Raw genomic sequence first — 17,972 nt, 5'->3', positions numbered from 1 at the left:
TGATCAGCACCATCGAAACGGCCCGGCGCGTGCGAAGATGGCCGGATGCTCGGCGCGCTGCACGACCCCGGATTCCGCTGGTTCTTCATCGCCCGCGCCATCACGCTCATCACCGGATCCATGTCGTCGATCGCGCTCGCGTTCGCCGTCCTGCAGGTCGACAACGACGCCAGGTCGCTCTCGTACGTGCTCACCGCCTTCACGGTCGCCAATATCGTGTTCGTCCTGTTCGGCGGCGTGGTCGCCGACCGGCTGCCCCGCGCGCTGATCATCCAGAGCTGCTACGTCATCGACATCCTGTCCATGGGAGCACTCGCGACGCTGCTGTTCACCGGAACGGCCTCGATCGGGCTGATGGTGGCACTCGCGGCCGTGAACGGAGCATCCACCGCGTTCGTCCTCCCCGCCATGCAGGGCATCATCCCGCAGCTGACCAGGCCCGAGCACCTGCAGCAGGCCAACGCGATGCTGTCGTTCGTGCGATCGGCGGTGACCATCGGCGGGCCCGTGATCGCCGGTGTGCTCGTCGCGACCGCAGGGCCGGCGTGGGCGATGGTCGTGCAGGTGGCCGGCTGGGCGGCGGCGATCCCCGTGCTCGCTCTCGTGAAGCTTCCGCCGCCCGCGACCGGCGACGGGGCGACGTTCCTGCGCGACCTCCGCACCGGATGGGACGAGTTCCGCAGCCGCACCTGGCTGTGGGCGATCGTGCTCGCCTTCATGATCATGAACGCGATCCACGTCGGCGCCTGGGGAGTCGCAGGCCCCTACATCGCGAACAACGACGACCGCCTGGGCATCACGGGGTGGGGATGGGTCGTCAGCGCCGAGGGCGTCGGCGTGCTGCTCATGACGATCGTGCTCATGCGTTTCCCGCTGCGCCGCCCGCTGCGGCTCGGGATGATCGGCATCGCGTTCTTCGCCGTGCCGCTGACCATGCTCGGCGTGCATCCCGCCGTGGTGCTGCTGGCGATCGCGGCGTTCATCGCCGGCGCCGGGGCCGAGGTGTTCAGCACGGGCTGGAACGTCGCGCTCATGGAGAACGTCCCCACTGACAAGCTCTCGCGGGTGTCGAGCTACGACATGCTCGGCAGTTTCGTGGTGATGCCCATCGGCACGCTCGTCTACGGCTGGCTCATCACGCACGCCGATGTCGGCGTCGTGCTGGTGACATCGGGCGCCGTCTACGCGGTCTGCGCCGTCGCCGCTCTCGCGGTTCCGAGCGTATGGCGGATGGGCAGGACTGCCCACGCGCGCCAGGTGGCGGAATCATAGGATCAGCGGCAAGACTGGGCACATGACCTTCGAAGCCCTCCAGCCCCTCGCCGACCGCGCCGCGCTCTTCGCCGCCCTCCGTCAGGATGCGCTGACCGATGCCGTGGACGCACTGGGCGAGCACCGCTGGGACGCCGACATGGCCGCGGGCACGCTGACCTTCAGCTCGACGACCGACCCATCCCGCACGCTCGTCACCCGCCCCCATCTGATCGCCACGATCGCTCCGGGGCCGCGGTCGGTGCTCTGGGCGTGGGCTCACCCACAGGGCGACCCGCAGGGCATCGCCGGTCAGCTGCGCGACTACGGCGCCCAGTACGGTCTCGACGACCTCACGCAGGCCGAGCTCCCCTTCCCGGCAGACACCGGTGACGATCTGGACACGTGGATCGCGAACACGGCACACCAGATCGGGGCGATCGCCGTCGAGATCACAGGCCGCTCCCCCTACTACTCCGCGCCGATCGGCGGCGGCACCCGAGCCGTGTTCCTCCTCGACGCTCCGATCCCGCAGACCACGGTCGCCGAAGCGGTCACGAAGCTGCCGCGGATGCTCTCGACGCTCTCGCTCGGCGATGCACGCTCCTCGGTGTGGGATGCGGCGCGCCTGGCGGGCTGGACCATGGAGTGGACCGACGACGCCTTCTCCGGCGCGAAGGTCAGCGACGCCTCGGGTTCTGCGACGTTCCGCTTCGATGAGCAGGCCCGCATCACGGGCATCGAGGGCAGCCTCGGCGGTGGTACCGGCGCCAGCGCCGCTGTGCCAAGCTGAGCGCATGAAGAGCTGGTTGATCCGCGCCGTCTCGCTGTACGTCTTCAACGTCGTCGTCCTGCTGCTGATCGGCCTGCTCATGAGCAGCGTGAGCGTCGGCTGGCACGCGCTGTGGGCAGCAGTCATCCTCACCCTCGCCACCCTGGCGCTCAAGCCTGTGCTCCTGAAGGCGTTCCGCGGTGCGGCCTCGAAATCGGCATCCAGCCGCACGAAGGTCGGCGAGAAGGTCGTCCAGTACGTGCTGGTCTGCGTCGTCGAACTCATCGTCTGGGTGCTGACTGTGCTGCTCAGCGGCGTCGACGTCCGCGGATGGTTCTGGGGCTACGTCCTCCCACCGCTGTTCCTGCTGATCGCGTGGGTCATCTACGACCAGATCGACGACCGCATCGAGGCGAAGACGGGCGAGGTGATCGGCTCGGTCTCGTCGCGCATGAAGCGGACGGATGCCGCGGCGTCCTCCCCGGGTTCCGCACCCGCCGCCTCGCCGGAGGCGAGCATCGGACGCGACGAGCTGCGCGACGGGCTGACCCCCGAGCAGCGCCGGATGCTCGACAACCTCTGATCGGGCTCGTTCAGCCTGCGGCGACGCGCTCTGCGGCCTCGACGACGTTGGTCATGAGCAGGGCCACGGTCATGGGACCGACCCCGCCCGGGTTCGGCGACAGGAATCCTGCGACATCCGCGACATCGGGGTGCACGTCGCCGAAGACCTTCGACTTGCCGGTCTCGGGGTCGCTCTCACGCGTGACGCCGACGTCGAGAACAGCGGCTCCCGGCTTGACGTCGGAGGCCTGGATGAGGTGCTTCACGCCGGCGCCCGCGACGATGACGTCGGCCTGGCGCAGGTACGGACTCATGTCGGGCGTGCCCGTGTGCACCTGAGTGACGGTCGCGTTGATGTCGCGACGGGTCAGGAGCAGGCCCATCGGGCGTCCGATCGTCACGCCGCGCCCGACGACCACGACGTGCTTGCCCTTGAGGTCGTAGTCGTTGCGCAGCAGCAGTTCGATCACACCGCGCGGCGTGCACGGCAGCGGCGTGTGGATCGGGGCATTGACGTTGAGCACGAGGCGGCCGAGGTTGGTGGGGTGCAGGCCGTCGGCGTCCTTGGCGGGATCGATGCGCTCGAGGATCGCATCCGTGTCGAGATGCTTCGGCAGCGGGAGCTGCACGATGTAGCCGTGGCAGGTCGGGTCGGCGTTGAGCTCGTCGATCAGCGTCTCGACCTCTTCCTGCGTCGCATCGGCGGGCAGTTCGCGCTGGATCGAGTTCATCCCGATCGCCTCGGACTGCCGGTGCTTCATGCCCACGTACAGCTGGGATGCCGGGTCGGCGCCGACGAGAACCGTGGCGATTCCGGGCACGATCCCCTGCTCGCGCAGTGCCGCGACCCGCTCGGCGAGCTCCTGCTTGATCTCCGCTGCTGCGGCCTTGCCGTCGAGAATCCGTGCGGTCATGTCATTCCTCTCCGCGAAACAGGTCTTGCTCCGCGAAACAGGTCGTGCCACGCCCTGTCTCGGACGGCAGGACCTGTTTCGCGGAGGTGAGGCGGGTGCTTACTGCTGCAGTTCCGGGTACAGGGGGAACTGCGAGGCGAGGGCATCGACACGCGCGCGCAGCGCGGATGCGTCGGCGCCGGGCAGCAGCGCGAGAGCGATGATGTCGGCGACCTCGGTGAACTCGGCATCCCCGAACCCGCGCGTGGCGAGAGCGGCCGTGCCGATGCGGAGCCCTGAGGTGACCATCGGCGGGCGCGGGTCGTTCGGGACGGCGTTGCGGTTCACCGTGATGTGGATGTCATGCAGCAGGTCCTCGGCCTGCTTGCCGTCGATCGCAGCATTGCGCAGATCCACGAGCACGAGGTGCACGTCGGTGCCGCCGGAGCGCACCGAGATGCCGGCATCCGCCACGTCCTGCTGGGTGAGCCGGTCGGCGAGGATCGACGCACCCGACAGCGTGCGCTGCTGACGGTCCTTGAACTCCGGGGTCGCGGCCAGCTTGAACGCCGTGGCCTTCGCGGCGATCACGTGCATGAGCGGTCCGCCCTGCTGGCCGGGGAAGACGGCGGAGTTGATCTTCTTCGCGACCTCGGGGTCGTTCGAGAGGATGAAGCCCGAGCGCGGTCCGCCGATCGTCTTGTGCACGGTCGAGGAGACGACATGCGCATGCGGCACCGGGTTGGGGTGCAGGCCTGCGGCGACGAGGCCGGCGAAGTGCGCCATGTCGACCCAGAGGTAGGCGCCGACCTCGTCGGCGATCTCGCGGAACTTCGCGAAGTCGAGCTGACGCGGGTACGCCGACCAGCCGGCGACGATGACCTTCGGCTTGTGCTCGATCGCCAGGCGGCGCACCTCGTCCATGTCGACCAGCGAGGTCTCGGGATCGACGCCGTAGGCGACGATGTCGTACAGACGGCCCGAGAAGTTGATCTTCATGCCATGCGTGAGGTGCCCGCCGTGGTCGAGCGAGAGGCCGAGCAGCGTGTCTCCGGGGCGGGCGATGGCGTGCATGACGGCCGCGTTGGCCGTCGCACCGGAGTGCGGCTGCACGTTCGCGAACTCGGCGCCGAACAGAGACTTGACGCGCTCGATGGCGAGGGACTCGGCGACGTCGACCTCTTCGCAGCCGCCGTAGTAACGGCGTCCGGGGTAGCCCTCGGCGTACTTGTTCGTGAGCACCGAGCCCTGCGACTGCAGCACGGAGACGGGCACGAAGTTCTCGGATGCGATCATCTCGAGGAACGTGCGCTGACGGTTCAGCTCGCGGTCGAGGACCTCGGCGATCTCGGGGTCGACCTCGGCGAGCGGGGCGTTGAAGTACGGATCGGTCATGGCGTTCTCCTGTCACACACGGGAAAGGGGGTGTTCCTCATCGGCCCAGGCGCGCGGTCGAATTCCGTAACGGTCGCTCCCCGGTGGTGACCCACCCAGACGCCAGTCGCGACGGTTCGAGCATAGCGGACTCGCCCGTGCGCGATAGGTTTCTGTTCATGGTCTCCAGCGTCATCCACTCCGCCCGGCTGATCACCGACGGCACCGAGACGCCCGATTCCTGGGTGCGGTTCGAGGACGGGTACGTGACGGCCGTCGGCACGGGGCGCACGTGGACGGATGCCGACAGTGTGGTGGACGCGATCGAGATCGCGGGGCCGGATGCCGTGCTCGCCCCCGGTTTCATCGATATCCACGGGCACGGGGGCGCCGGGGCATCCTTCGACGACGGCGCCGTCGCCATCCGCACCGCCCGCGATCTGCACCGCGCGCACGGCACGACCCGCGCCGTGATCTCGCTCGTGACCGCTCCGCTGGATGACCTCGCGCGGAACGTCGCCGGGATCGCCGACCTCATGCGGACCGATGCTGACATCCTCGGCTCCCATCTCGAAGGGCCGTTCCTCGACCCGGCGCACCACGGCGCCCACGAGCCCTCGCTGCTGCGCGAGCCGGCCGCGGCCGACGTGCAGCGTCTTCTCGATGCCGGTGGCGGCACCGTGCGGCAGGTCACGATCGCGCCCGAGCTGCCCGGCGGCCTGGAAGCCATCCGGATCGTGGTCGCCGCAGGGTCCGCCGCCGCCGTCGGGCACACGAGCGCGGACGCCGCGCAGACCGCCGCGGCCTTCGATGCGGGAGCGACGATCCTCACCCATGCGTTCAACGCGATGCCCGGCATCCACCACCGCGCGCCTGGTCCCGTCCTGACGGCGGCCGCGGATCATCGCGTGGTCCTGGAGGGGATCGCCGACAACGTGCACCTGCATCCGACGGTCATCAAGCTGCTCTTCGACTCCGCGCCGGGTCGCGTCGCCCTGGTGACGGATGCCATGGCCGCAGCCGGCAGCGCGGACGGCAGCTACGACCTCGGCGCCGTGAAGGTGACCGTGACGGACGGCATCGCCCGGGCCGACGACACCGGTTCGATCGCCGGTTCGACCCTCACCCAGGACGTCGCACTTCAGCGCTCGGTCCAGGCCGGTGTGCCGCTCGCCGATGCCGTGCGCGCGCTGACGGCGACGCCGGCGCGCGCGATCGGCTTCGGCGCGCAGCTCGGGAGTCTCGCGCCCGGCTCCCTCGGGGATGCCGTGGTGCTGGATGCGCAGCTGCAGGTGCGGCACGTGCAGACCGGCGCGCGCATTCGCTGACCCCTCGGCCGGACCGGCCGGGGGCCGCCGCCGCGGCAGCGGCCCCAGCGCTTCTCCGGTCGAGAGTGCCGTGCCCGGGCACTCCTCCCCCGAGGCTCCCGAGCCCGGCCGACCAGCGCCCTGCCCCCGCGCTGGTGCCAGAACACCGTTCCCCTGAGGAGTTCATGGCCGTCTCTGATTGATGAGACGACGATGCACGCGGTTCATTACGCGGAACGACGAAAATTCTTCCCGGGAGCGTTCCCGCGACTTATCCACAGGGGGTGGTCTCACTCAGCTTTTCGAGAGACAATGGCTCGGGCGCGCGCGGAGAACCGTTCCATGCGCCCATGCCTGTGGAGGCCCACGACCGCCCCACGACCGATGGAAGATTGTGCACCACGACCTCGAGACCGACCAGACCGCCGACGCCGATCTGATTCTGCGGACGCGATCCGGAGACGCCACCGCGTTCAGCGAACTGTGGCGACGCCACTACCCCTCCGGTATGGCTGTCGCACGATCGATCACCTCGAGCATCGACCCCGACGACCTCGTCCAGGAGTCGTACACGCGCATCTATCAGGCCGTCCTCAAGGGAGGCGGTCCGAACGGATCGTTCCGGGCGTACCTGTTCACGAGCATCCGCAACACCGCCGCCGCCTGGGGTCGCGCCCGCCGCGAGATGCCGATCGACGAACTCGAGTCCGTCGTCGATCCCGACAGCACCGATGAGGCCGTCGGCGACGCGCTCGACCGCAGCCTCACCGCGCAGGCGTTCCGGAGCCTTCCCGTCCGCTGGCAGGAGGTGCTGTGGTACACCGAGATCGAGCAGATGAAGCCCGCCGAGGTCGCCCCGCTGCTCGGGATGAAGGCCGGTGCCGTCTCGCAGCTCGCCTTCCGCGCCCGCGAGGGCCTGCGCGAGGCGTGGATCCAGGTGCACGTGCAGAGCACGTCCTCGGATTCGGAGTGCCATTGGACGATCGCGCATCTCGGCGCCCACTCCCGCGGCAACCTCAGCACCCGTGATCAGAAGCGCATGGACGCGCATCTCGGCGAGTGCGCCCGGTGCCTCATCGTCGCCGCCGAGGCGAAGGACGTCTCCAGCCGCCTCGCGCTCGTCATGCTCCCGCTCGTCCTCGGCGTCGCCGGGGCCGCCGGCTACGCGCAGCTCCTCCAGCACGGCGGTGTTCCCGCCGTCGCAGCGGCGACGATGCCCGTCAGCGTCGTGGCGGGCACGGCGTCCGCCGATGGCGGCGCCGGCTCGATCGGGGTCGAGGGCGCGGTGCTCGGCGGTACGGGCACCACGACCGGCGGCACCGTCTCGGGCGGCGCGATCACCGGTCTCGGCGCTCTCGTCGGCGCGGGCTCCGCAGCCCTGGTCGTGGCCGGAGTCGTCGCGGCCGCCACGATCGTCCCCGGCCTGGTCAGCGCCAGCCCCGTCACGTCGCTGCCGAGTGCAGGGGATGCCGACGGCTCATCGATCTCGTCCGAGGTCGTCCCCTCCCGCGACATCGAGTCCGAGGAGATGCTCGTCCTCGAACTCCCGGCTCCCGAGGAGGAGCACGAGACGCCCGCCCCGCGCGATGTCCCGCCCCCGAGCACGGCTCCGCAGGAGCAGACCGCCCCGCAGGTCGCGCCGGACGAGACCACCGCCGACAGGCCGGCGAGTGGCGAGGGCGGCGATGAGAGCGAGACCGTCGAACCTCCGGCCGAACCCGGCGACGAGACGGTGATCCCGCCGGCCCCGCCGGAGGAGGAGGTCCCCGAGGAGGAGATCCCCGAGGAAGAAGTCCCTGGAGAGGAGACTCCCGAGGAAGAAGTCCCCGGAGAGGAAGTCCCGGGTGAGGAAATCCCCGAAGGCGAGACCCCTGAGGGGACCGCTCCCGAGGAGACCGCACCCGAGGAGAGCACTCCCCAAGCGATCGCGCCCGACGGGACCGCACCGACGGAGACGACCACGGACGAGTCGCCGACGCTCATCGACGAGACCGGCATCTGGATCGAGATCAACCTCGACGCCTGGCAGAGCGAGCCCGTGCTCGCCGAGGAGACAGCGCCCGCCGAATAGACTGGAGGCATGTCCGAAGCCACAGACGCCGTGCCCGGTGTCAACCGTCCGAACATCACTCCGCTCGACATCATCCGGGCCGTCGTCCTCGTCGCAGGTCTCGCCTCACTGGCGCTGTGGGGCTTCGCGATGTGGGAGTTCCCGTGGAACCTCGTCCTCGGCATCGGCACCCCGCTCGTCGTCCTCGTCGTGTGGGCGCTGTTCCTCTCGCCGCGCCCGGTGCTGCGACTGCATCCCTTCATCCGGGCCGCGGTCGAACTCATCATCTACGCCGGCGTCACGCTCGCCTGGTGGTCGATGGGTCAGGCGTGGGCGGGCGTCGCGTTCGCGGTGGTCGCCGTCGCCGCCGGGCTGTTCGCCGGTCGGAGAAGCCTGAGGTGAGCGCCCTCGCGGCGCTGCGCGAGGCCCTCGGCGACATCGTCGACGTCTCGGACGAGACACTCGAGTCGGCCCGCGCGGACCGCTCCGGGCACCGCTCCCCCGCCAGGCCCATCGCCGTCGTCCACGCGCGCACCGTCGACGACGTCCAGCAGACGATGCGGATCGCCACCGAGACGCGGACGCCGGTCGTCGTGCGCGGCGCAGGCACCGGCCTCGCCGGCGCCGCGAACGCCGGACCGGGCGAGATCGTGCTCTCCACGGTCCGGCTGAACCGCGTGCTCGAGGTCCGCGCCGACGACCTCCTCGCCGTCGTCGAGCCCGGCATCCTCAACGCCGACCTCAACGTGCGCCTCGCCGAGCACGGCCTGTGGTGGGCACCCGACCCCGCCAGCCGCGACATCTCGACGGTCGGCGGCAACATCGCCACCGGCGCGGGCGGACTGCTGTGTGCCAAGTACGGGGTCGTCCGGGATGCCGTCCTCGGCGTCGACCTCGTGCTCGCCGACGGACGGCTCCTGCATCTCGGCCACCGCAGCGTCAAGGGCGTCACCGGGCTCGATCTGACCTCGCTCGTGATCGGCTCCGAGGGTACGCTCGGCGTCGTCGTCGGCGCGACGCTGAAGCTGCGGAGGATCACGCCGGGCGGCACCTGCACCCTCACGGCGCTGTTCCCGACCGTGCGCGCGGCGGCCGCCGGATCCGCCGCGGTCACGGCATCCGGTGTTCAGCCCGCGATCATGGAGCTGATGGATGCCGCGGCGCTCACGGCCGTCCACGACCTCCTCGACCTCCCGGCGCCGCCGACAGGGGCCTCGCAGCTGACGATCCAGACCGACGGCCCGGCGGCTGCCGCCGAGGCCGAGAGCATCGCTGGCACGCTGCGCGCGGCCGGCGGCGACGTGACCGTCACGACCGACCGTGCCGAGGGCGAGCGCCTGCTCGCGATCCGCCGCGCGATGCATCCGGCGATGGCGGCGCTCGGCACGACGCTCATCGAGGACGTCGCCGTGCCCCGCAGCGCCCTGCCCGACATGTTCGACGAGATCGCGCGGATCGAGCAGACCTACGGCCTCGCCATCCCGACGGTCGCGCACGCGGGTGACGGCAACCTGCACCCGAACTTCATCTTCGACGGCGACGAGGTTCCCGCGGTCGTCTGGGACGCCGCCGACGAGCTGTTCCGCGCCGCCGTGCGCCTGGGCGGCACACTCACCGGCGAGCACGGCATCGGGATGCTCAAGAGCCGGTGGCTCGCCGAGGAACTGGGCGAGCACCAGTGGGAGCTGCAGCGGCAGATCAAGCGCGTGTTCGATCCGCTCGGCATCCTGAACCCCGGAAAGGTGTTCGCCGATGCCTGACATCCACGTCAGCGCCGCCGTCATCGACGACGGGGACGGCCGGATCCTCGTGGTCCGCAAGCAGGGCACCACCGCGTTCATGCAGCCCGGCGGCAAGCCCGAACCGGGCGAGAATCCCGCGCAGACGCTCTCCCGTGAGCTCCACGAGGAGCTCGGCCTGCGCGTCGCGGAGACCGCGATGCGGCCGCTGGGCCGGTTCGTCTCCGCCGCGGCGAACGAGCCCGGCCACCGGGTGATCGCCGACGCGTTCTCGTTCACGATCGATGCGGATGCCGTGACGGTCCAGGCCGAGCTCGCCGAGCTCCGCTGGATCACACCCGACGCGATCGGGACGATCGAGCTGGCGCCGCTCAGCCTCGAGCACCTGCTGCCGATCGCGTGGCCGGCCCTTCGACAGGCTCAGGGATCGACGTAAGACAGGCTCAGGGATCGACGTAGGGGCTCCTAGATCCCCTGCCAGGCCGGCTTGTTGGCGAACGTGTACCGGTAGTAATCGGCGAGCGTCAGCTCGGATGCCGCCGCCTCGTCGACCACGACGGTGACGTGCTCGTGGAGCTGGATCGCAGAGCCGGGCAGCATCGCGCTGACCGGGCCCTCGACGGCTGCGGCGACGGCCTTCGCCTTGCCGGCGCCGAACGCCAGCAGAACGAGATGGCGCGCCCGCAGGATCGTGCCCAGCCCCTGGGTGATGCAGTGCATCGGAACGTCGTCGACCCTGTCGAAGAACCGCGCGTTGTCCTTCCGCGTCTGCTCGGTGAGCGTCTTGACCCGGGTGCGCGATGCGAACGACGAGCCGGGCTCGTTGAACCCGATGTGTCCGTCCGTGCCGATGCCGAGGATCTGCAGATCGACCCCGCCGGCGGCCTCGATCGCGGCCTCGTAGTCGTCGCCGGCGTGCTCGACGCCGTCGATCTGCCCGTTCGGCGTACGGATCAGCGCGGGGTCGAGCCCCAGCGGCTCGACGACCTCGCGGGTGATCACGGAGCGGTAGCTCTCGGGGTGCGCCGGGTCGATGCCGACGTACTCGTCGAGTGCGAATCCGCGCACGCGTGAGACATCCAGCCCCGCGACGCGCGGCGCGAGCGCCTCGTACACGGGCAGCGGCGTCGATCCGGTCGCCAGCCCCAGCACGGCATCCGGCTTGGCGGTGATCAGGCGGACGATCTTGTCCGCGACCAGCGCTCCGGCGACGGGGGCGTTCTCGACGATGACGACTTCAGCCATGTGCGGCGATCTCCTGTTCGAAAGCGGGTGATTCGTTTGTCTCAGAGCGGGAGTGCTCTACGAGACGCCGAGCTGGCTCGAGAGCACCATCACGGCCGCCCCGCGCAGCACGATGTCCGGCTGCTGCGTCGGGCGGATCACGACGTCGTCGAAGACGCCCTCGAGCGTGCGCGAACGCAGGGTCCTCGTCGCCGCGTCGATGAACGCCCCGTCGAGCAGGTCGATGGGGCCGGCCAGCACGATCTCCGACAGGTCCAGTGCGGTCACGATCGGGGCGATGGCGATCGCCATGCGCGTGCCGGCATCCCGTAGCACGGCATCACGCGAGGAGGGATCGGCCGCGATCTCGTCGCGGAGCCTGCTGACGCTGAGCCAGGCCTCCAGGCATCCGTCGCGCCCGCAGACGCAGTGCGGGCCGCCGTCCGTGCCGACGACGACGTGGCCGATCTCGCCGGCGGCGTAACGGCTGCCCAGCAGCGGCTGGCTGCCCGAGATGAGCCCGGCGCCGACGCCGAACCCGATCTTGATGAGGATGAAGTCCGAACGCGCCCCGCCGAAGGTGTACTCCGCGAGCACGGCGGCGTTGGCGTCGTTGCGGGCGATCACGGGCAGGCCGAGGTCGCGGCCGAGTTCCGCCTCCAGCGCGAAGTCCGTCCATCCGAGGTTCGGCGAGCTGAGCACCACACCGTCCGGGCGCACGATGCCCGGGGTGCCGATGCCGACCCCGAGGAGGGTCGCGCTGGATGCCGCGACGAGCTCCTGCGCCAGTCGTCGGACGGCGGCGTAGGCCGCCTCGCCGTCGGCTTGCGCCGGACGGGGGATCTCGCGGCGCTCGATCACGTCCCCGTCGAGTGTGAGGACGGCGCCGCGGTACGCCTCCGCGTCGGAGAGGTCGAGGCCGATGATCTGGTGGCCGAGCCGGTCGATGTCGATGAGGATCGGGGGCTTGCCCGGTCCGACCGTCTCGCGGATGCCGAGCTCGACGACGATGCCGTCCGAGATGAACTCCGCGACCAGGTCGGAGATGGTGACGCGGGTGAGCCCGGTCTCCCTCGACAGGTCGGCCCTGCTCATCGACCCGGAGTGGTAGAGGGTCTGCAGGACGAGGGCGCGGTTGTGGCCCCTCGCGTGCTCGGGGAGCACCTTGGTGCGCGAGCGCAGGTTCTGCGCGGGCCCGAAGGAATGCGTCGCCGTGCCGGTCCGCACGGCCGGTGCCGTCTGTCGCGATTCGCCTGTGTCGGTCATTCGTCGTCGCTCGCTTCGGGAACAGTGGTCTGCGCATGCAGGAGGCCGTCGACCAGCTCGGCGACGATCCGCTCTCGATCGGCGAAGCCCATCGGCTTCCCGGGGATGCCGTCGCGTCGCTGATCGGGTGTCGGGCCCTGAAGCCGACGATACTGCACGCCGGAGGCCGCCAGACGCCGCAGATGCACGGGCAGTCGCCGGAGGAATCCGGTGAGATCGCCGGGTTCTCCCCCGGCCCACAGCCGCTCGGCGATCGCGCTGAGCCGGGGGAACATCGCGTAGTCGACGCGGTCCCTGCTCGCCAGGTGCTCGGTCCAGGTGTTCGCCTGCCCGCCGACCGCCTCGGCGGGCAGGGTCAGGGCGTACGCGCGCTCGATGCTCAGCGGCGGGCCGACCGGAACCGGCTCGTCGGCGGACTCCGACTGCCGGTAATCGAGATAGACCTGAAGGTCGGGGCATCCGACGACAGGGATGCCCCGACGCAGCGCCTCCGCCATCGCGACGGGCCCGCGCCAGGCGAGGATCTGCACGCCGTCCGGCACGTCGCCTTCGAGCACCTCATCCCAGGCGAGGGCTGTGCGGCCCCGGGATCGGACGTGCTCGACGAAGTGCCGGGTGAACCACGGCTGCACGGCGCGGTGACCGTCGAGACCGAGCTGTTCGATCCGCGACAGGGCCGCCGGGCTCTGCGCCCATTCGTCCGTGGGCACCTCATCGCCGCCGATGCCGATCAACGGCGCATCGAAGATGTCGCAGAGCGCGTCGATCGCCGCTCGGCCGAACGCGAGCGCTTCCTCGGTCGGCGCGAGCACCCGCGGGTTCACGCCGAACCGCTCCCACGGGGCGGTGACCGGGTCGCCCGCATCGGCGTTGCCGAGGCCGGGGTATGCGGCGAGCGCCGCCTGAACGTGACCGGGCAGCTCGACCTCGGGCACGAGCGTGATGAAGCGCTCCGCGGCGTACGCGACGAGTTCGCGGAGTTCGGCCGTGGTGTAGTACCCCTCGTGCACGCCCGCCTCGACCGTCGCGAGCGGACCGTGTCCGTGTTGCGTGGCCTCGCGGCGCGCACCGATGCCGGTCAGCCGCGAGTAGCCGGGCACTTCGAAGCGCCAGCCCTGATCGTCGGTCAGATGCAGATGCAGGACGTTCAGCTGATGAGCTGCGAGCAGATCGATGAGGCGCCGGATGTCGTGGGCCGGGCGGAAGTGGCGGGCGACATCGATCATCGCACCGCGCCACCCGAACGCGGGCTCCCCCTGCCAGGTGCCGACCGGGATCCGCGTGGTGACCGCGTGCTCGGGCGCACACATCTGTCGCAGGGCCATCGCAGCACGGAAGACGCCGATGGGTGCGGCGCCGGTCAGTTCGATGCGATCCGCGGCGACGTCGATCCGGAACGCCTCGTCGCCCCCGAGGGACTCGTCGACGAGCAGTACGATCGACGGCGCCTCGGGATCGCGACGCGGAGAGAGGCCGAGCGCCTCGGTCACGCGCGCGGCCACATCGGCGAGCGCGGCGGGCGCGTCGACCGGTGTGTCGACGCCCAGCACGAACGGCTCCGCCTGCACGTCGACCTCCGCGTCGATCAGCGGCACAGTGGCGCGGTGCGGCGGTGGAGGCATCCGCAGCGCAGCACCCGGAGTCGCGCCGGTGACCTCCCCTCCCCGGACGACGAGGGTGCCGGCGATGAGCACCTCGACGATGCCGACGGGCCGCGCGCGCGGTTCGTTGAACGTCGCCCCGGCAGCGATCGTGGTGGGGTGGAACAGCACGAGGTCGGCGGTGGCGCCCTCGCGGATCACCCCGCGCGGCGCGTCGCCGCGGTCTAGGCCCAGCCGGCGGGCGGGTGTCGCCGACAGATGGCGCACAGCCTCTTCCAGGGTGAGGACTCCGAGCTCGCGGACGTAGCGGCCGAGATAGTGCGGGAACGTCCCGAAGCCGCGCGGGTGCGGCTTCGCGCCGATGAGGATGCCGTCGCTGCCGCCGCAGTGCCGCGGGTGGCGCATGATCGTGCGGACGTTCTGCTCGTCGCCGATGTGCATGAGGATGCCGGTGGCGCCGTCATCGGCCACGATCGTATCCAGCACGACGTCGATCGCGCGCCGCCCCTCGCCTGTGGCGACCTCGGCGATCGTCCGGCCGACGAGACCGGCGAGGGCGGAGTTCGCCGTGCCGGACACCTCGATCAGCGACCAGTCAGCGCGTTCGCCGTGGAATCCGTCGCAGCCGGTCTCCTCCATCTCTACGCGCACCTGCTCGCGGGCGTCGGCGTCCAGGTCGCGGATCGCGGTGATCAGGTCGCCACTCGCCGCGAGCCGGCTGGGCAGCAGCGCGGCCAGCGTCGTCGCGCCCGGGAGGTAGGGATACGTGTCGAGGGTGACGTCGACGCCGTCGGCGACGGCCTCGTCGACGATGGCCAGCAGGTCCGCCGCGCGCCCTCTGTTCGGGGCGAAGTTCATCGTCGCGTGCGTGAGGTGCACGGGGCATCCGGAGCGCCGGCCGATCTCGAGCGCCTCGCGATACGCCTCCAGCGCGCCCGCGCCGTAGCTGCGGGTGTGCGGGGCCCAGTAGCCGCCGCGCTCGGCGACCACCCGGCACAGCGCCTCGAGCTCCTGCGCCCCGGCATGCATGCTGGGCGTGTAGGTGAGTCCGCTCGACATGCCGAACGCGCCGGCGTCGAGTGCCGCGCCGAGCAGGTCGCACATGGCCGCGATCTCGGCGTCGGTCGCCGCGCGGTTCTCGTGCCCGACCGTCATCATCCGCAGGTTCCCCTGCGGGACGAGGACGGCGACGTTCGCGGCGGTCGCCGCGTCGACGGCCGCCAGAAGGTCGTCCATCGTGCGCCAGGGCACGTCTGCCGGCCGCCCGTTCCAGCCGGCGATCTGCGCCGGGATGACGGATGCCGCAGCATCGTCGAGCGGCGCGTAGCCGAGGCCGTCCTGCCCGATCACCTCGGTCGTCACGCCCTGCAGGATCTTCGCCGTGTGCTCGGCGCCGGTGAGGACGGCGAGGTCGCTGTGGGCGTGCATGTCGATGAACCCGGGCGCGAGCACGAGTCCGTCGGCGTCGATCTCCCGGGCGCCGGGCGGGAGATCGAGCGTCCGATCGTCGCAGGCTCCGATCACCGCGACGATCACCTCGCCCTCGACAGCGACGTCCGCGAGGAAGCGACCTGAGCCCGTCCCGTCGACGACCGTCGCGCCCCGGTAGACGTGCACGCGGCCCGCGGCCGCCTTCTCCGCGCTCAGAAGCACGTCGCCACGGCTCCCGTCACGCGCGGGTCGTCCGCGTCCGGATCGTCGATCACGGGGATGACCCGCCACTTGTCGAACGCGGTGCACGGATGCGAGAGACCGAGCCGGATGACGTCGCCGACCGCCGCGCTCGCGTCCTCGTCGAGTGCGAGGAAGGCGTGCTGGTCGTTGAGCGCCGTGATCCGGCCCGCGACGGACTGCGGCACGGGGAGGTCGATGTCGAAGGGGACGTCGCGGCGACCGGCATCCAGCAGCGCGAGCCCCGCCTCGGGGTGCGAGACGACCCGGGCCCAGACGTGCATGGCCGAGCGCAGCGGATCCGTGCCGGTGAGCTCGCCGAACGGCGACATCCGCGCGTAGAACCCGTCGTCGTGGATCTGGAACGCGCCGGAGCGCAGCACGATCTCCGCCTCGTCGCGCAGCGGTGCGAGTGCGGCGGCCGCACGATCCGGGAAGGCGCTGCCGCCGGCGGTGAGCATCGGACGCGTGCCGTCCTCGTAGTGCAGGCGGCTGTGCAGCTCGGCGATCGTGCCGAGGTAGTCGTCGACCGCCCGAACGGATTCCGGGCTGCGGTCGGGCCCGAAGGGCCCCTCGTAGCCTCCGACGCCGGCCAGGCGCAGCCCGGGCGCATCCGAGATCGCCGCCGCGATCCGCTCGCCTTCCTCGACGGTGCGTGCGCCGGTTCGGCCGCCTGCGCCGCCCATCTCGACGAGGACGTCGAGCGGATGCATCGGATCGATGCCGGCACCGGCGAGCAGGTCGATCGTCGCGGGCGAATCGGCCCAGCAGATGATGCGCAGATCGGGATCGGCTGCGAGCGCCCTGCCGAGCTCGGCTGCCGCGGCGGCATCCGTCACGGCGTTGGCGATGAGGACCCGTCGGACGCCGGCGTCGATCGCCACAGACGCCTGCCACGGCGTCGCGACCGTGATGCCCCAGGCTCCGGCATCCAGCAGCCGCTGCCACAGCACCGGCGCCATCGTCGTCTTGCCGTGGGGCGCCAGTGCGATGCCGAGGCCGGATGCCCAGTCGAACACCGTGCGCTCGTTGTGCGCCAGCGCGTCCTCGTGCAGGGTCATCACCGGCGTACGGAAATCCGACAGTCTCAGACCGGCCGCAGGCAACTCGCTGAGGCGGAGGCCGTGGGAGTGCGCAGGGAACGCCTTCGCCCAGGTTCCGAGCACAGGATCCGGAATTAGTAGAGGCATCTAACAAGGCTACTAGGCTGAGGGCATGAGCCAGAAGACCCGGATCACGACCGATGCAGCCCCCGCCCCCGCGCACACGTTCTCGCAGGGCGTGCGCAAGGGCCCGTTCGTCCAGGTGTCCGGCCAGGGCCCCGTCGACCCGGCCACGAACGAGTACGTCTTCGAGGGCGACGTCGCCGCCCAGACCACGCAGACGCTCGAGAACGTCAAGGCCATCGTCGAGGCGTCCGGTGCGACGTTCGACGACGTGGTGATGCTCCGCGTCTACCTCACCCAGCGCTCCGATTTCGCGGCGATGAACGACGCCTACGGCGCCTTCGTCACCGCGCACACCTCCAGTGGCGTGCTCCCCTCGCGCACCACCGTGTTCACCGGTCTCCCCCGCGAGGAGATGCTCGTCGAGATCGACGGGATCGCCGTCGTCGACGCCTGATCGACCTCACCGCGGGTCGAACTCCCCATCGTGACGGTCCGGCCGAGTGTGCTTGACTGGGCGACCGACCGGAGAGACGCGCCGCGTGAGCGGTGCCACCACTGAGGGGATATTCACATGAACCGTCGTATTGCAGCATTCACCATCGCCGCCGTCGCCGTCCTGGGCCTGACCGGCTGCGCCGGTGCCGCCGACGAGCCGTCGAACGACAGCGCGGACGCCGGCGACTCGGCACCCGCCGAGGAGACCAGCACCGACCAGTCCGTCGAGGATGCCTGCGGCATCGTCATCCCCCAGCTGACCGAGGCCAGCCAGGCGATGAGCGAGATCGACCCGGCCTCGGCCGACCCGCAGGCCACCGTCGACCAGTTCAACGAGTACATCACCAAGCTCGGCGAGACGGTCGACAGCGTCTCGAACACCGAGGTCAAGGAGGCCACCGCCGCCGTCCACGAGGACTTCGTCGCCATGGGAGACATCCTCACCAAGGTCGTCGTCGAGCAGGACCTCGACGCCGCGGGCGACCTCAGCACGATCACGAGCGATGTGACCGAGTCGGCCACCGCGCTGCAGGAGCTCTGCAGCTGACATTCAGCCGCGCATCGATGCCCCCGGGATCCCCGCGATCCCCGGGGGC

At 70.7% G+C, this 17,972-nt stretch carries 16 protein-coding genes and 1 riboswitch; of the genes, 10 read left to right on the top strand and 6 right to left on the bottom strand.

Annotated features, from left to right (window positions below; translation table 11 throughout):
• Positions 1-45: 45 nt before the first annotated feature.
• From AB0269_RS01720 to AB0269_RS01710, 3 genes are read left to right on the top strand one after another with little or no spacing between them, the layout of a single operon-like run.
• A complete protein-coding gene (locus tag AB0269_RS01720; RefSeq protein WP_366209452.1) occupies positions 46-1,272 on the top strand; it encodes an MFS transporter in 1,227 nt (408 codons plus the stop codon).
• A gap of 22 nt (positions 1,273-1,294) precedes the next feature.
• Positions 1,295-2,044 (top strand): DUF6882 domain-containing protein, encoded by a 750-nt coding sequence (locus AB0269_RS01715; protein ID WP_366209451.1) that lies wholly within the window; start codon positions 1,295-1,297, stop codon positions 2,042-2,044.
• A gap of 4 nt (positions 2,045-2,048) precedes the next feature.
• Positions 2,049-2,606: a hypothetical protein gene (locus tag AB0269_RS01710; RefSeq protein ID WP_366209450.1), complete on the top strand. Its 558-nt coding sequence runs from the start codon at positions 2,049-2,051 to the stop codon at positions 2,604-2,606.
• Positions 2,607-2,616: 10 nt separating this feature from the next.
• Here AB0269_RS01710 and AB0269_RS01705 read toward each other — a convergent pair whose 3' ends face one another.
• Together AB0269_RS01705 and glyA are read right to left on the bottom strand one after the other, a co-directional pair.
• Positions 2,617-3,501, bottom strand: coding sequence for a bifunctional methylenetetrahydrofolate dehydrogenase/methenyltetrahydrofolate cyclohydrolase (locus tag AB0269_RS01705; protein ID WP_366209449.1), 885 nt, complete (start codon positions 3,499-3,501; stop codon positions 2,617-2,619).
• Positions 3,502-3,600: 99 nt separating this feature from the next.
• Positions 3,601-4,875 carry a serine hydroxymethyltransferase gene (glyA, locus tag AB0269_RS01700; protein WP_366209448.1) on the bottom strand — a complete coding sequence of 425 codons (1,275 nt, stop codon included), beginning with the start codon at positions 4,873-4,875 and terminating at the stop codon, positions 3,601-3,603.
• Between the two features lie 36 nt (positions 4,876-4,911).
• Positions 4,912-4,995, bottom strand: a riboswitch (ZMP/ZTP riboswitch).
• A 38-nt stretch (positions 4,996-5,033) separates the two neighbouring features.
• Here glyA and nagA point away from each other — a divergent pair.
• The 5 genes from nagA to AB0269_RS01675 all read left to right on the top strand — a co-directional run bounded on the left by nagA (position 5,034) and on the right by AB0269_RS01675 (position 10,386).
• Positions 5,034-6,182, top strand: a complete 1,149-nt coding sequence (nagA, locus tag AB0269_RS01695; protein WP_366209447.1) for an N-acetylglucosamine-6-phosphate deacetylase — start codon at positions 5,034-5,036, stop codon at positions 6,180-6,182.
• Positions 6,183-6,555: 373 nt separating this feature from the next.
• Entirely contained in the window at positions 6,556-8,232 is a 1,677-nt protein-coding gene (locus AB0269_RS01690; protein ID WP_366209446.1) for a sigma-70 family RNA polymerase sigma factor, read from the top strand.
• A gap of 9 nt (positions 8,233-8,241) precedes the next feature.
• A complete protein-coding gene (locus AB0269_RS01685; RefSeq protein WP_366209445.1) occupies positions 8,242-8,613 on the top strand; it encodes a YrdB family protein in 372 nt (123 codons plus the stop codon).
• Positions 8,610-9,971 (top strand): FAD-linked oxidase C-terminal domain-containing protein, encoded by a 1,362-nt coding sequence (locus tag AB0269_RS01680; protein WP_366209444.1) that lies wholly within the window; start codon positions 8,610-8,612, stop codon positions 9,969-9,971. The genes AB0269_RS01685 and AB0269_RS01680 overlap by 4 nt, the downstream gene beginning before the upstream one ends.
• Complete coding sequence (locus AB0269_RS01675; protein ID WP_366209443.1) at positions 9,964-10,386, top strand: NUDIX domain-containing protein; 423 nt, start codon at positions 9,964-9,966, stop codon at positions 10,384-10,386. The genes AB0269_RS01680 and AB0269_RS01675 overlap by 8 nt, the downstream gene beginning before the upstream one ends.
• 29 nt (positions 10,387-10,415) lie before the next feature.
• Here AB0269_RS01675 and AB0269_RS01670 read toward each other — a convergent pair whose 3' ends face one another.
• Genes AB0269_RS01670 through AB0269_RS01655 form a run of 4 tightly spaced genes read right to left on the bottom strand, consistent with a single transcriptional unit; the run spans position 10,416 to position 16,902 of the window.
• Positions 10,416-11,195, bottom strand: coding sequence for a glucosamine-6-phosphate deaminase (locus tag AB0269_RS01670; RefSeq protein WP_366209442.1), 780 nt, complete (start codon positions 11,193-11,195; stop codon positions 10,416-10,418).
• A gap of 57 nt (positions 11,196-11,252) precedes the next feature.
• The gene (locus tag AB0269_RS01665) at positions 11,253-12,440 is read right to left on the bottom strand and encodes an ROK family transcriptional regulator (protein ID WP_366209441.1); all 1,188 of its coding nucleotides are present in this window, start codon (positions 12,438-12,440) and stop codon (positions 11,253-11,255) included.
• Positions 12,437-15,694, bottom strand: coding sequence for a family 20 glycosylhydrolase (locus AB0269_RS01660; RefSeq protein WP_366209439.1), 3,258 nt, complete (start codon positions 15,692-15,694; stop codon positions 12,437-12,439). The genes AB0269_RS01665 and AB0269_RS01660 overlap by 4 nt, the downstream gene beginning before the upstream one ends.
• Positions 15,685-16,902 carry an alanine racemase gene (locus tag AB0269_RS01655; protein WP_366209438.1) on the bottom strand — a complete coding sequence of 406 codons (1,218 nt, stop codon included), beginning with the start codon at positions 16,900-16,902 and terminating at the stop codon, positions 15,685-15,687. The genes AB0269_RS01660 and AB0269_RS01655 overlap by 10 nt, the downstream gene beginning before the upstream one ends.
• Before the next feature lie 25 nt (positions 16,903-16,927).
• Here AB0269_RS01655 and AB0269_RS01650 point away from each other — a divergent pair, with 25 nt between their 5' ends.
• Together AB0269_RS01650 and AB0269_RS01645 are read left to right on the top strand one after the other, a co-directional pair.
• A complete protein-coding gene (locus AB0269_RS01650) occupies positions 16,928-17,335 on the top strand; it encodes a RidA family protein (protein WP_366209437.1) in 408 nt (135 codons plus the stop codon).
• Positions 17,336-17,452: 117 nt separating this feature from the next.
• On the top strand, positions 17,453-17,923 hold the full coding sequence (locus AB0269_RS01645; RefSeq protein ID WP_366209436.1) for a hypothetical protein: 471 nt from the start codon (positions 17,453-17,455) through the stop codon (positions 17,921-17,923).
• Positions 17,924-17,972 lie beyond the last annotated feature (49 nt).

It is taken from the genome of Microbacterium sp. NPDC077644, assembly GCF_040702785.1.
Taxonomy (GTDB): domain Bacteria; phylum Actinomycetota; class Actinomycetes; order Actinomycetales; family Microbacteriaceae; genus Microbacterium.
This window is presented reverse-complemented; position numbering and strand designations above follow the sequence as displayed.